Here is a 13,748-nt window from a genome sequence, read left to right as displayed (position 1 = left end):
GCACTCCGACTCAATCCGCGGTCGGTGGGCACCTATGGGCATAGCACATTTGGCAGGTGATATGATGTAATTACAAAGAGGAATGTAGCTTATCAGATGGTATCAGGAGCGTACTGTGTCTGTCTGCGGTGATGGTGATGCGCTCGTCGCCGTGGTGGTGTGTGTGTAATACTTACCACCACGAACCAACACAGCAGACATCAAGACTCAGTATGATCCAAATACCACCTGCAAGCGTAATGTATCGACGTATTACATGATACACCTGCCAACAAATGCCATAAGCATTTAGGTGCCCACCGACCCGTCGCTCTTCGTACCTGGGCAGGAAGTGGAGCTTAACAGATGGTATTAGGAGCGTACTGTGTCTGTCTGCGGTGATGGTGATGCGCTCGTCGCCGTGGTGGTGTGTGTGTAATACTTACCACTACGAACCTTCACAGCAGACAACAAGACTCTGTATGCTCCAAATACCACCTGCAAGCGTAATGACGGCATCGGGTGGGCAGGTACGAAGAGCGACAAAAAAATGCCCCTGATGCATACACACCAGAGGCACACGCTGCAAGCCCAACAGCGGTTTGTGTTCAAAATGCAATAGCATCATGGGCTTTAATTGATTCTGCTGCACGACGGATTCGATCAGACGTATCCATCAGCGCTGCATAGAGCTGGTCTGCCTCTTCTGGAGTAAACCCACCTACACCGCCATTCCCATCTATTCCATCCATCTTATGATAGAACCAAGATGATGACTTCTCAAAATAGTGGTTCGCTATCTCGCGCCAAGAAAGACACAAACTAATGTCCTGCAATCTTTTCTTCATGTCAGAGATTACTTGCTGTTGTTTCATTACCATTTCCATATTCTATACAGTTTAGTTATATTATCAAATGGCTCTCCCCGAAGGGAGAACCTTGTTCATTCTGAGTAGATGTCGGTCAGTTCGTCGAAGCATCTCTGAGCGTAAATCAGCAGTTCTGGATAACCATTTGGATAACTCGCTTTGTAATTTCTGATTGCACTAATGAGCTCCTCTTCCTGAGGTGTGACCATCATCGTAATGTTTTGTTTCTGTTTCATTTGCTATTATTTTTTGAACAATGCAAAGGTACTACTTTTTTTCGTAGTAACCAAACTTTTACTACATTTTTTTGTAGTACTGCTAATATTTAACATTTCAGAAAGAAGTAACAGGCAGACACTCACGTGCCCACCTGTTACAAAAAAATTAAATTAAATAAAACACATATGCGGTACTAAACAAATCCACCACCATAACCTCCGGAACATACAGCAGAGCCACCAGTCTCGACGGCGATACAAAGAGTATCAAACGCGTCTGATCCATCGGTACGACCTTCGAGGGGGCTCTCCTCCGTTTCAGGTTTCTTCTCTCCGCTCTTATCTTTCTGGTTGGTACCATTGACAGTCATCGCAGAGTCGATGGAGTTCAACAGATCTGGATTGTTCTCTTCGTTAATCATAATCCGATAGATACCCTGTCCTTTGAACATGCCGTTGATAAGCCCCTGCTTTTTCGGATGTGACCATGGCCTGCCGATATATAACAGCTTGACACTCCATCCGTTTTTCTCAAAGCGACGTTTCACTACCCGATAGAAGTCTGACTTATCTACACCATAGTTATTGCCCTTGAAGGTTGCATCAAAGCAGAACACCACTTCTTTACGCTTCATCGGTTTATAGTAATCACAGATATCATCGACGAGTTCCGGAAGTCGTCGGTCGTATTTAGTATAGAAGCTTTTCAGCACACGCAGAATCATATCCTCGCCAGGCTGTCCCACTACTCCCCAGTTGATATTGGCATTTGCATCCATCGCAACCCAGATAGCAGAGGCAACATCTACGTCTCCATCTGTAAGACAGTCCACATGTCTGAGCTTCTCCATATTGTATCCTACCGATTCAAAATGAGAGGTGTTGGCAGAACTGTAAAGATTACGATCCGTCTTGGCATTATAGAATGAATCCTCAGAATGTTCCACCCGTTTACACATGATAGTGGTACGGAATGTAGCCGGAGGCATATCACGATAACATTGTGCGATAAAATCCTCTCCAAGAATCTCAAGATTCTCTATACTGCTGAACTCCTTATATAAATAGGTATCGGCACGCAACATATTGACCGTGCGTGACAACTTGCGAAGATAGAACATCTGCTGTGCCGTAGGACGTTGCCCTGCAGCAATCATATCCGATATTTTTTTCTTGGCATCATAGAGTTCCAGAACTAATCCCTCCAATACCGCGAGTTTTTCAGGATCACATTTTTTTCTGTCGCGAAGAAACCAAGAACCTTTATTGGTTGTTGGCATATCGGAAAACTTAGCTATACCATGATGATAGTATAATTTGCCAAACACATTACCGTTTCCGCGGTTGGCTGGATACGTCTCATCTTTCAATTGTTCGAAGTCAATGAATTTAGCTTCGTCAATAAGAATATAGTCGAACGACTGCGAGTTGGAAGTACCCTTTCTATCCTGTGAGATGATGGTGGCATAGCTGCCGTTCCAGAACGACAGCGTATTCTCCCAGTTCATCGGTCTCTGTATAGGTTCTGCCCATCCCCATGCCTTGGGTGGTTTCTTCCCCCATGCATAGTGTATGCCATCGACAAAGCCCCATCGACGCAGATGGGTATCCCAAGACGGAATGATGTTAGTCCACATTCGCTTGGCATTCGGGGCAACCAGAGCTGTATTACTGCCAGGCATTCCCTCGAAGTTACGACGAAGTGTAGATGCTGCCATCATACCTTTACCGACTCCACGTCCAGCCACTATAGTGGAGTTCTTCGCCATGAGTGACAGATAGAACGCTTGTGCTGGATTGATATACTGGTCAAGTTTCGTCATGTTGCTTTACGAATAGATTTATCTGTTTCTCCTTTTCCGTTATCGCATCCGTCATTTCTACCACATCGACATCCTCTGCAACATCTTCGAATACCGATTTTGAATATTTAGATACCAACTCGTCAATAACCTTACGCAGGTCCGGAATACGCTTGAAGCCAAGAGATGTTGGGTCGAAAGTGAAGTTGATACGTGGAATGTCACCATAATTGCGGTCATGTTCATCAGTTTTATCGAGCTGATTAAACTTACCGTACTGCTGTGCGAGTCTGGCAATAGCTGATGCATCCTGCTTGCGCAGCGCAACAGTATATCCCTCCATTATCATGTTATTGAAGCGCCATCGATGCCATTCCTTGGAACATTGCTGTAGGTTTCCAACAATAGCATGAAGAATCTCAAGATCCTCATACGCTTTTCTTTTCGATATAGGCTTATCATCTGCATCACGATAGTTAGCCTGTACATAATCAATATATTCGCGCTCTTTCTTGAGCGGATTGCGCAGCATATAGTTATAGATGTCACGTAGGCGCACGATACGCTGAATGACCTGCTGGGAGATGCCTTTCTCCTGCAGTTCATCGACCGACATCATCAGGTTATCTGCGTAGATATCTATATTGAAGCGCATTTATTCTATTGATATTAGAGCCGACTTTAGCCACTCATTAGCTTTTTCGATAGCTGTAGGAGAGCCAACGTCAGCCAGTTTCAGCGTTTTTTCGTGCAACTCAAGTGTTTTTTCGGCAAGGACATGACGATAGACTATGCCGACCTCTGTCCAAGGATTTTTGAACGCAGCGACTTCGTCACCACTCAAACCCAAAAGGTCTCCAATCTGTTCTGGAGTCATCAGCATCCTCGCCAGCTGCTCTATTTTCGCTAATAATTCCTTTTCCATGTTTCAGATCCAGTTCGACAGCGCCATTCCCACAAATGTCTATATATTGTTGCATCATGACATAGAACACATCTGGGTCTGTCGTTATGATAGTACTTTCGGCGCGTGCGCCATATGTTTGGTTCTGCGATGTGACCACCGATATCGTCACCTTCGAGTTTCTAACCAGTAGAATCTTCGAATGATTCTGTCCGAGGAACACATGTTCGAAGGCATGCGTCAGAAGACTCTCCAGGCGAAGTGTCTTCCGCGCAGCCCGTTGGTCAAGTAGGATGGCAGAATGGCGAACCAAGCCTTTCTGCCCAAGCAGATAGAATCCATTCAAAAAAGGTTCCGATGTAGAATAGCTGCTCACCCACACATCGGCAGGTCCTGTCTGAGCCAACAACCAGTTCAGCAGACCAAGTGTGTGTAACCCGTCTCCGAAATATGCCTGTATAGGCGTATCGGCAATAGGTTTTAGCAACGAATCTATATCTTTACCTTTAGACATTTTCTGTTTCTGGAATAGCTATACCCAGTTTTTTCAGTCTATCAACAGTTTCATCCTTGATTGTCTGTTTGAGGGAATACAGAGTATTCACAGCATCTTGCAGTTTTTGCAAGGACTTTTCTGTTTGATTTTCGAGTTTAAGCCCACGAGAGATAGCGGTTCTTGCCTTCGCAATAGTTTTCACATCACTCACGACAGTCTCCACTTTATCTGTCTGAGGCTTTTCCTTAGGCTGAGGTTTCTCCTCAGGCAGAGCAAACGAATCATAGACCTGATAAGCTTCGCGAAGATCTGTATCAAGTTGTCTCAATTGATAGCACAACTCGTTACCGTCGCATGGAGAATAATCTGGTTGGGATATCATCTGCGCCAACTGTGTGTGAAGTTGTCTGATACGCTTCCATCTGTCAGCGTTCTTATCCCAAATCTCCTGAATATCATCAGGCAGTTGGTCATGATCCGAACGTTTACCAAGCTTTGCAAGTTCTGGAATAGTAGAATCTTCTTCCTCGTCATCCTCAATGGTTTCTGGCTTAGAAGAAAGAGTCTCTTTCACGCTCTCTAATGTTTCTTGATTGAATTTCTCCACATCAGAAGTAGTGAGGCCACGCTGTCGGATATCATATTGTTTTTTCAAATCAGTACGAATCCAAGGCAACATAGCCTTCGGTCTAAGCAATGCCTGATTGTAGATGCCGCGACTCCTCACGGGGCTGCATTGCAGCAACAATTGAGCACCTTCGACAATCTGCGCATCAGTAAGGTTGGTCAAATTGAGCCAATTATAAATTTTGGATGTAAGTATATGATCCATGTTTTTATTTCTAAATTTTGACAAAAGGGCAAGCGACACCATTTTGGTACCACCTGCCCACTAACTAACTTAAAACCATCTATGGAAAACCACCTGCCCTCCAATCTATGGGCAAGACGGAAGGGCAGTCATTTATCCTTCTTCCGTTTTCTTAATGAGGCCGTCAGCACAGTCCAGATACTCTGTTGCACTAAGCGGAAGCTTACCTGTGTAAGTAGGCACAGGACACTCGTCATAAGACTCCAAGGCGATGGTCGATGTCATATCTCCATTGGTGGGGTCTGAACCGGTATCACCAGATCCTGAGGTTTCACAGGGGAAATCTTCATTACCCAGTACACAGAACTTACCGTCACGCTGCTGATAAACAACAATGAGCTTGTCATCGATAGCCTGGCGAATGAAGCCCTTGACCTCATCAGGCATACCTACTACGATAGCATTAGCCTTATTAGTGAAGAGTTTGGATCCTGAGTTTCCAACTGTCTCGAAGGTAACATTAGAAGCTTTATCCTTCAACTCGATCGACTGGAAGAACTTGTCTGCAGCCAACACGAAATCACCTTTCAGTTGTGAAAGAGACTCCATCTTGGTCACCTCTTCGTCTCCGAGTTTAGGAAGTTTGGGCCATGTCACTACGCTGTACATGGACACGAAGTAGATGCATCGGCGTATGCCCGGAACAGTTTTCTGTCCGGGGCAAGCCTTGATGCTCTCATACACATTTTTAGTAGTACACTCTTTCATACTATGTATTTTTTTAGATTGTCACATTACTCGACATGCAACTTACCGACGAACAGCTCCTCTGGTGAGATTGAACGAATCTGAGTGCCATAGACACCTGCCATTTCGAAGGTCAACACCCAAGATGAGTACTTGGCAATATTTGCTTTATTTTCCTGAGCATTGATATCGGTACCGAAAAGCAGATTTTGCTTGGTGGTAATCTTCAGATACTTACTGTCTGCCATATTAGACAATACCACGAGCTTACACTTACCTGCAGAGCCTTCAAGTGTCAGCTTGTCGAACTCCGTATTATAAGGCAGCGCACCATGGCGAACCTGATAGTCATCGACATAAGCATCATATACACTTTGCGGAATGTATAAATTACACTCTCTACCACGAAGCATATCATTTGCTTTGCGATAGAACTCCTTCAGCTGTTCTGTAGCCGTTGTGTTATTGATGGCAGCATCAAACTGGAAGAGATTGCCTTTAGCAACAGAGAGTTTCTCTTCTGTAGCTTCTTTCTCAATAATGGTATCGAAACCATCAAAGAGGTCCTCGGTCTTATTGCCAGCGACATTACGCTTAGCTTTCCACACAGCATTGTTCAGATGCATACCCACCTTTGCAGCGAAATAGGCTGCTACACGAACGGCAATCTGACTTGTTGTCAATTGCTCACCGAGCAGAATGCTATGACCGTAGATTGACTGGAACACTTCCATCGGGTCGAAGTCATAGGAACAGTTGCCAGGCCATACTTGAAGAGTTCGTCCTTCAATTTTGTAGTCTGCCGACTGGCCGCTTTTCTTACTCCATGGCGACAACTGTGCATCACCATGCAGTTCGCCCCATGTCAGCTGATTCCGGACACCAGGAACTAATGTGATAAACTTCAGCGTATTATCCTTCATGACCTCAATAGGCTGAGTGATAAGTTGCTGCTGATACTGACGGCAGGCTGTTTCAAGTTCTGCCGGTGTGACGCGCTCCGCCATTTCGTCGGGCGTCATTAAGGCCTGTGATGCTGATTTCGCCATTACAGAAGATCTTTGATTGTGTTAAACATGTCTGATGATGTGTGCATCTCCATCTTACCAAGTTGATTACCTGGCAGCTTGACTGAACTATCACCAGCTTCTTTTTTGAAGTTATTGAACTCTGTCTGCAGATTCTGCAGATTTGTCTCTGCGGTAGCTTTTGCTGTTTCCGCTGTCTGAAGATCTGCATTTGCTTTTGCCAACTGACTCTCGATGTTGCCAAGATTCTCGGCTTTGCCTTGCAAGGCAGCAAGAGTATCTTCAATAACCTGCATCTGTTCAGCTGTCACCACAATACCAGAGTCAGACTCGTTAAGCCCTTCAACTTTAAGAAGAGCATTAACCTTGATAAATTTCTTGTTCATAATGACATTATTGTTGGTTTTATTATCTGCGAATATACGCTGTATTTTTGCCATGATACCACGGGGAACCTTGGGTGTCACATGGGCTACAGCAGGAAGAGAAGGAAGATGGAACCGCTCTTCGATACCATCATAATTAGCATAAACATTCTGCACCGCATTTGCTTCTGCCTCTGCTTTGGCTTCATCCAGAATTTCATCGACAAGTCCAAAATCAAGTGCCTCTTGTGCTGTGAGCCACTTTTCTTTTTCCATCATGTTGCAGTTTTCTTCGATACTCTTGTGATTACGATAAGAATAGAAATCAGCAATGGCCTTATCGAAAGAGTCCAGATTCTGTTTGGTTTTCTTCAGCGTCTCGATATATGCCTCAAGTTTTTTCTTATTCGACATTCCGAGACTGTTGATATATTGCGAAGAATTGTGTATCAACATCAGCGAACCACGCGCAATCTTAACAGACTTCGCTTTCATACACAAGACAGTTGCCGCACTTGCGGTCATACCCACAATAACCATGTGACAATTACCATGGGCTGCTATCAGCTCTGCAATTGTTATACCCTCATTGAGGAGACCACCTGGTGATGACACAGCAATAGTCACTTCCTTATCCTTGTTTTGATTAAGGAAATTCTTGACCATATCAGATGTGGTGCCACGTCTGTCAGTCCACCAGTCATACTCCTCACCTATTGTACCTGTAATATAGAAGTCGTATTTCATTCCGTTTTCTTTTTCCACAAAGGTAGTAATTACACAATGCGAAAGAAAATACCCTATTATTAAATAATGTACAAAAGAGGATATTGGGATTTCCAGTTAATCGTCAGAGTCTTCAACCACGTATCTGATGTTTTATCTGGATATGGGATTGATTCTTCTATTATAGTATGAGGACGCCTTCCGGTACCACACAGAAACATGGTACCATCCATGGAAGTCAGTCGGAAACAGTAGCGCCCATCATTCATGAAGCCTCTATCCAGTACTTCCGCTTTAATTGTGGTAGTAAAAAGACGTTGTCCGTTATCAGAAGAATCCTTGATAAGGACATCAACAAGACCATTAAGTGGGATTTCTGTCCACAAAATGTCTTTTGATGGTATGCAACTTGAATTTCTTATAATTATATTGGTGCTAACGGATGCAGCGCTTGCAAATTCTATTTTTCTTACGTGTACGAACTTAGACATGATTATACTGTTTTATACGGGTTTGAAAAAAAACTTTGTTTTTATGATTGAAAGATAGTATGTATTTAATTTTTATTAACGATTATCATGCTTATAGCCACGTGAAATGTTCACGCCAGACTTTTTGAATGAATCTTTCAGTCTTTGAAGTTTCTGGCGAAGATTCTCATAATTATTCGACTGCATACTGATACCGTTATCATCCATCCAATCACGAATGAGCTTCGAGAGCTGAACAGACCGGCATCCGATATCCGTCAGATCTTCCCAGAGCTGCATACTGAAGATGTCGTCTATTGCCTCGGCAATAGCAGCCTTACCATGTACAGAAATATAATTGTATGTTTCAGGCTTTTTCGATGCAGATCCTTTAAGTACAATAGCGACCTCTCCCTCTTGTTGTGCATCAGGAAGAACTCCGTCTGGTCTTTTACGAGAGAAGTGGCGAATCACGTTGTTGAGATGAGACTGGACAGGAAAAACACACGGATTACCGAAATGATGTTCACACCATTCACGCTCATAGACTGGCAGCTTGACGTATATAAGTATCTGATTCATATAATGTTTGTTTTATATTGGCGGTGCAAATATAGATATTTTTTCTGTATTTTCCTATTAAAGTCGGAAGAATGTTTTTTATTGTAGATATGTAAATACTATATGTAGCAAGTTGTAGCATTTTGTGCCATACTTTTATTATACTGATTTACAACTACTTACATTTTTCATTCCTATGTAGCATTGACTACAAATGTATCATCTTTGCTACAAAAAGAAGGACTTTATATATAAATGCTACAATTTGCTACATCATTGCTACAACTTACTACAAATATTCAGTGCACATAACATACTGCTACACAACTATTTATAAACTTGCTACAAAATGCTACAAATGTAACACCCTATTTTTTACTTTCGGAAAACGTTTTCCAAAGAAAGACGGAACGTTTGCAAAAAAAAGCGGGAGCCTCACGGCTACCGCTTCATTAGCAATCAATGTAAGCATTTTATAAAACTATGTAGAAAAAAATATTAGTCTTTGTCCTGGAATAACTCCGTTTGCTTTGGCTCTGGTTTGGTTTGTTCATCACATCCACTATAGGTATCAAGCATAATGCCGTATTTGCTTGACACTATCTCGTAGTTGAAACACATCGGTCTGTCTTGTGTATAGACCGCCTTGAAGCCTATTGTCCTGCCGTTCTCATCAAATTGCTCTTCTCGCTCTGGCAGTCCGTTGTTATTAAACTTAATAAACCGCTCCGGATAAGTAGTGTTGCCGTAGTACTCTGGGGTTATCTTCAGATAGTGGAGCATCGACTCTTGCGGAAGAACCTGCTCGTCCATTTTCTTGCCTTGTTCTCGGTATGTTGCCAACATGATATCTTTTCGGATCATCAAAATTGGAATAGATTTCTCGAAGGTGAACTTGTCTTTTTGTTTGTTGGTTCGCAGTTCATCCTTATACTTGATGATATAATCTTTCTTCTTCATCAAGAGTCCTTTTTGTATGGCAGAGTTGATGATATTCCAGAATCCTGCCACTTCATCGACAGATGATGACATCTCATTCTGTCGCATAACACCTCTCTTGCACAGTTCGAGCAGTTCTTCGTAACCAAATGGCAATTCGATAGCATCATCTATTGCCAGATATGTCGCCAGTATTACTGTCCAGTTACGTAGTATGCGGTCAACTATAGACGGCTGCTCTCTCAGTGCATATTTCATGTCTGCCTCTGCTTTCTTCCACGCATTACCAAAAGAAGCCTCGAATTTATCTCGATGTTTCAATATCTCAACTGTGATATGTGAAGCGCCAAGCATACGCCAATGTTGCAAATCTGCAAACTCCATACGTTCCTGCTCGGTAAACGAGTGTTTATCATACGTAAGGTAGATTAGGCGAGTGAACAATGCCGGGTCTGCCGTTGGCATTTCCTGACCAGTCAGTATAACTGCAGAATCTACTCTTGCCTGTTCACGCTTCTTATCTTTATCCATGTTCATTCTCATACGACCGACACCGCCCCAGATATCCTTGAGGAACTGCAGTTTCTTGATATCGATACCATTCTTGTACTCGTCAAGGTGTACCAGAGCATTTGATACCGATGCTACAGCATCAGCCAGCGATGGAATTGAAGACTCGATATTCGGAGCTTCGTAATCACGTTGAAAGAAACTCATAAGAGTTTGCGCCAATTCTGTTTTACCGGATCCTGGAGGACCAAACAGATTGAGTATGGGAATTTTTATACCACGAAGCCTAATAATATCGGCAAATAACGATGAGAGGTAGAAACACAAGCCTATCTTTGCATTATCACCAAATACTCTGCATATCTTATTGAAATACTCATTCATAGATATGTTGGAGAATGATGTCCTTTGGAATTTACGTTCATTGACATACAGCTCTTTCGATGACTTATACAGTCGAGACAGTGCTGGCAGGTAGAATTTTCCGGCTTTAAGCCTTACGATTCCCATTTCATCGATATCATGCCATTCTGCATCTTCAAGTGCACCATTACTAAAAGCATAGAATCCTTCTTTCTGCCAACCAAGTTGTTTGATTTCGACTGCCGTCTCTGTTACCTTTGCTAAATAAGTCTGCAGCTTTATAAGTTCTTGGTCGCTGGCCATCCATATATAGTTACCTATTCCAAGCAATTTTTTGCGAAGGGCTTTGCTCGACGTAAGAACCTCCATGTCCAACTCTATGATTTCTGCAGGATCATCTACTTCAGTATTGTTTATCTCAAAGAGCCGGACAGGACGCAGATCATCTTTGATGTGGAAGAGTGGTTTCAACGTAAAGTTTGACCACTGGCTCTCGTCGCCATCTTTTGTCAAGCCATAATAACAGTTGTGGTATTCTGAGAAACCGAATAATCGGAGCATATCAATGCCTCCGTTCTTATTCTTGCTTGACAATTTCTCCTGTTTCCTATGTTTCGCAGCATTGATAGCGTTACGCCATAGTTGCTTGTTTCCATTTAATTTTGCAAGCTTGGATATATATACCTCCTGCAAATCACTATCCTTGATACACACAACCAGGTCACTAATAGTATTAACTATTTTCTGCCTCTGCTCTGTTGTCTCATCCTTATCAAGACACTTCTCTATATACCACAGAAGGAACTCTTTTTCTGTCAGTCCTGCAAGGTCTGCCGGTGTATTGATAAATTCGTCGGGATCTTTTTTCGTTGGTCTCTCGACATCAAGATCATTCGGTATCTCTCTGACTGACACAGTGAATCCACACTCCATTGCCAGCGAACCGTTTTTGATAACATTCTTAAAACCTGCTCCTAACTTTTCCCCAAACTTTGGTACATCTGAGTCTGGAATAAAGCATAAGGTTATATTCTGCATTCTGAGTTCTTTAAGTTTCATGAACTGGTCCTTTGTCCATGATCCTCCCAGACTTGCGATAGTGTTTAATATTCCAGCCGACTGTAACTTAATAACATCAGGCCCTCCTTCTACGAGATACACCTTTTCTTGTTGCCTCGCTAATTTTATGGCCTGGTCGATACCGAATATCGACGTGCTTTTATGATAGATATCGCTTTCGCTGCTATTGATATATTTTCTATCGTTGTCAGCCTCCATCGTGCGAGCCGTGAAGCCTTCTATATTGGAATATCTGTCGCGTATAGGTATCATTACCCTGTTGCGATATACGCAATATAGTCCTCCAGTCCTCTCACTACGTTTGAAGATACCCATCTCTTGCAAGATATCCATGTTAAGGTCTTTATGCTCTGCATAGGCTATTACCTTACGTCCATCTTCTGGTGCAAAACCAATTGATTGCTCTTTACAGTAATTTTCATCCCATCTGGAGAGCATATATTTTCTTGCAGCTTTGGCATCTTTGCTGTCTGACCACATTTGTGTGTAGAACCATTTGGCCAGTATCTCATTATAGATTCGCATCGTTTCTTTCTTACGATGACGTTCTTCCTCTTCCGGCGTTTGGTTCAGTTCTATATCCTTTAGCTCAATATTCAAACGCTCTTTCAGTAATTTTTTAACAGCGAATGGAAATGGAAGGTTCTCTGCCTTCATCACGAACGATATAACATTACCGCCTTCATGGCAAGAACCATAGCAATACCAGAGGTTCTTTGCTGTATCGACAGCAAATGATGGCGTATCCTCATGATGGAAAGGGCAACAAGCCCATAGCCGATGACCACGTTTGGTCATCTCGCCTCCAACGTATTCAGAAACAACCTCCGCACAATCCACTCTATCGAGTATCATGTCTATATATTTCTGGTCTATCATATTTCTACATATTTTATGCAAATGTATCTGTTAATTGTATCACGTTAAAATACCAGATGCTATTTGGCATGGCTTTCTATCCGTGTATTCTACATATTGATTGGTCGCTGTACAAAATGCACCATTGATACATCTTCGTTTGAACTTGCAGAGTAAACAATCGTCGTTCATAAAGTAACAAATTGACCGCCTCACATTGTTAGATTCCCATACATAGGATGCTAAATCGAAAAACAATAACTTTTACTAAACTTATGGCTGTGAGGCGGTCGTTATTATAGATTACGTACTCTCATCACCTTGATGATCTCTCTGCAGTTCTTGGCTCCAACCTTATTTTTGATACTGTCAAGCTGCACCTTGATTGTCTGTGGTGATTTACCTAAGACGGATGCGATATCTGTATAGGTATAGCCACGCAAGTATAATCTTGCCACCTCCTTCTCTGCTAAACTTAATTTATATACCGACTGTGGTTTGCATATAATATTCTCATCTTTGCATATGCCTCTTAAGGGACATTTTACTTCTTCAAAATTGATGATATCAGCATCAATATCTACAGTCAGCATATCATGCTCGCCAAAGTTGCAACGAATGAAGCGTTGCACAACATTGAAATCTTCTTTATCCTTGATAACAGGTGATGTCGTACCAGTCTTGTAGAGTGTTGCCAGTCTAGCATAAGCTCCAGGAAAGAGATTCTTTATTGAGCTCATGATATAATCTACGATCTGATGATCAAAGCGAGTAAGCCTTTTCTCTTCACTATCGTCCTCTTGATAATACACTATCCCATTGGGGGAAACTCTAAATTCTATTCTTCCTTTTCCCATAGTTTTAGTTTTATAATATTTGTAATATTGATCATTTCATCTTTGCGTATGCGTAACTGGGAATTCATACTAAGCTTCGCACTCATTGTACTGGCTGGATAATCAAACTCTGCAGTAAGACATCGCAAGAACTTTCCCTTGTCTTTCCTACATAGTTTGTTATAA

The 13,748-nt window shown here is 42.4% G+C and carries 14 protein-coding genes; 1 reads left to right on the top strand and 13 read right to left on the bottom strand.

What is annotated here, in order from left to right:
- Nucleotides 1-351 precede the first annotated feature (351 nt).
- The 10 genes from CIK93_RS13715 to CIK93_RS09840 all read right to left on the bottom strand — a co-directional run bounded on the left by CIK93_RS13715 (nt 352) and on the right by CIK93_RS09840 (nt 7,966).
- The gene (locus tag CIK93_RS13715) at nt 352-498 is read right to left on the bottom strand and encodes a hypothetical protein (RefSeq protein ID WP_158215510.1); all 147 of its coding nucleotides are present in this window, start codon (nt 496-498) and stop codon (nt 352-354) included.
- An 89-nt stretch (nt 499-587) separates the two neighbouring features.
- Nucleotides 588-866, bottom strand: coding sequence for a DUF5053 domain-containing protein (locus tag CIK93_RS09880; protein ID WP_094447247.1), 279 nt, complete (start codon nt 864-866; stop codon nt 588-590).
- A gap of 56 nt (nt 867-922) precedes the next feature.
- On the bottom strand, nt 923-1,084 hold the full coding sequence (locus CIK93_RS13790; protein WP_173815136.1) for a hypothetical protein: 162 nt from the start codon (nt 1,082-1,084) through the stop codon (nt 923-925).
- A gap of 176 nt (nt 1,085-1,260) precedes the next feature.
- The gene (locus tag CIK93_RS09875) at nt 1,261-2,889 is read right to left on the bottom strand and encodes a hypothetical protein (RefSeq protein WP_094447246.1); all 1,629 of its coding nucleotides are present in this window, start codon (nt 2,887-2,889) and stop codon (nt 1,261-1,263) included.
- Nucleotides 2,876-3,523, bottom strand: coding sequence for a hypothetical protein (locus CIK93_RS09870; RefSeq protein ID WP_094447245.1), 648 nt, complete (start codon nt 3,521-3,523; stop codon nt 2,876-2,878). The genes CIK93_RS09875 and CIK93_RS09870 overlap by 14 nt, the downstream gene beginning before the upstream one ends.
- A gap of 178 nt (nt 3,524-3,701) precedes the next feature.
- Nucleotides 3,702-4,286: a hypothetical protein gene (locus tag CIK93_RS09860; RefSeq protein WP_094447243.1), complete on the bottom strand. Its 585-nt coding sequence runs from the start codon at nt 4,284-4,286 to the stop codon at nt 3,702-3,704.
- On the bottom strand, nt 4,279-5,100 hold the full coding sequence (locus CIK93_RS09855; protein ID WP_094447242.1) for a hypothetical protein: 822 nt from the start codon (nt 5,098-5,100) through the stop codon (nt 4,279-4,281). Before CIK93_RS09855 ends, CIK93_RS09860 begins: the two co-directional genes overlap by 8 nt.
- A 132-nt stretch (nt 5,101-5,232) precedes the next feature.
- On the bottom strand, nt 5,233-5,847 hold the full coding sequence (locus CIK93_RS09850; RefSeq protein ID WP_094447241.1) for a hypothetical protein: 615 nt from the start codon (nt 5,845-5,847) through the stop codon (nt 5,233-5,235).
- Nucleotides 5,848-5,873: 26 nt separating this feature from the next.
- Entirely contained in the window at nt 5,874-6,875 is a 1,002-nt protein-coding gene (locus CIK93_RS09845) for a hypothetical protein (RefSeq protein WP_094447240.1), read from the bottom strand.
- The gene (locus tag CIK93_RS09840) at nt 6,875-7,966 is read right to left on the bottom strand and encodes an ATP-dependent Clp protease proteolytic subunit (RefSeq protein WP_094449319.1); all 1,092 of its coding nucleotides are present in this window, start codon (nt 7,964-7,966) and stop codon (nt 6,875-6,877) included. Before CIK93_RS09840 ends, CIK93_RS09845 begins: the two co-directional genes overlap by 1 nt.
- Before the next feature lie 167 nt (nt 7,967-8,133).
- Here CIK93_RS09840 and CIK93_RS13495 point away from each other — a divergent pair, with 167 nt between their 5' ends.
- Complete coding sequence (locus tag CIK93_RS13495; RefSeq protein ID WP_144007624.1) at nt 8,134-8,343, top strand: hypothetical protein; 210 nt, start codon at nt 8,134-8,136, stop codon at nt 8,341-8,343.
- Nucleotides 8,344-8,511: 168 nt separating this feature from the next.
- Here CIK93_RS13495 and CIK93_RS09830 read toward each other — a convergent pair whose 3' ends face one another.
- The 3 genes from CIK93_RS09830 to CIK93_RS09820 all read right to left on the bottom strand — a co-directional run bounded on the left by CIK93_RS09830 (nt 8,512) and on the right by CIK93_RS09820 (nt 13,583).
- Nucleotides 8,512-8,997: a hypothetical protein gene (locus CIK93_RS09830; RefSeq protein WP_094447237.1), complete on the bottom strand. Its 486-nt coding sequence runs from the start codon at nt 8,995-8,997 to the stop codon at nt 8,512-8,514.
- A 477-nt stretch (nt 8,998-9,474) separates the two neighbouring features.
- Nucleotides 9,475-12,747 carry a DNA primase gene (gene dnaG / locus CIK93_RS09825; RefSeq protein ID WP_094447236.1) on the bottom strand — a complete coding sequence of 1,091 codons (3,273 nt, stop codon included), beginning with the start codon at nt 12,745-12,747 and terminating at the stop codon, nt 9,475-9,477.
- Between the two features lie 275 nt (nt 12,748-13,022).
- Nucleotides 13,023-13,583: a helix-turn-helix transcriptional regulator gene (locus tag CIK93_RS09820; RefSeq protein WP_094447235.1), complete on the bottom strand. Its 561-nt coding sequence runs from the start codon at nt 13,581-13,583 to the stop codon at nt 13,023-13,025.
- Nucleotides 13,584-13,748 lie beyond the last annotated feature (165 nt).

Source organism: Prevotella sp. P3-92 (assembly GCF_002251205.1).
In the GTDB taxonomy this organism is placed as follows: domain Bacteria; phylum Bacteroidota; class Bacteroidia; order Bacteroidales; family Bacteroidaceae; genus Prevotella.
The sequence above is the reverse complement of the archived record's forward strand: the minus strand, read 5'-3'. Positions and strand labels throughout refer to the sequence as shown.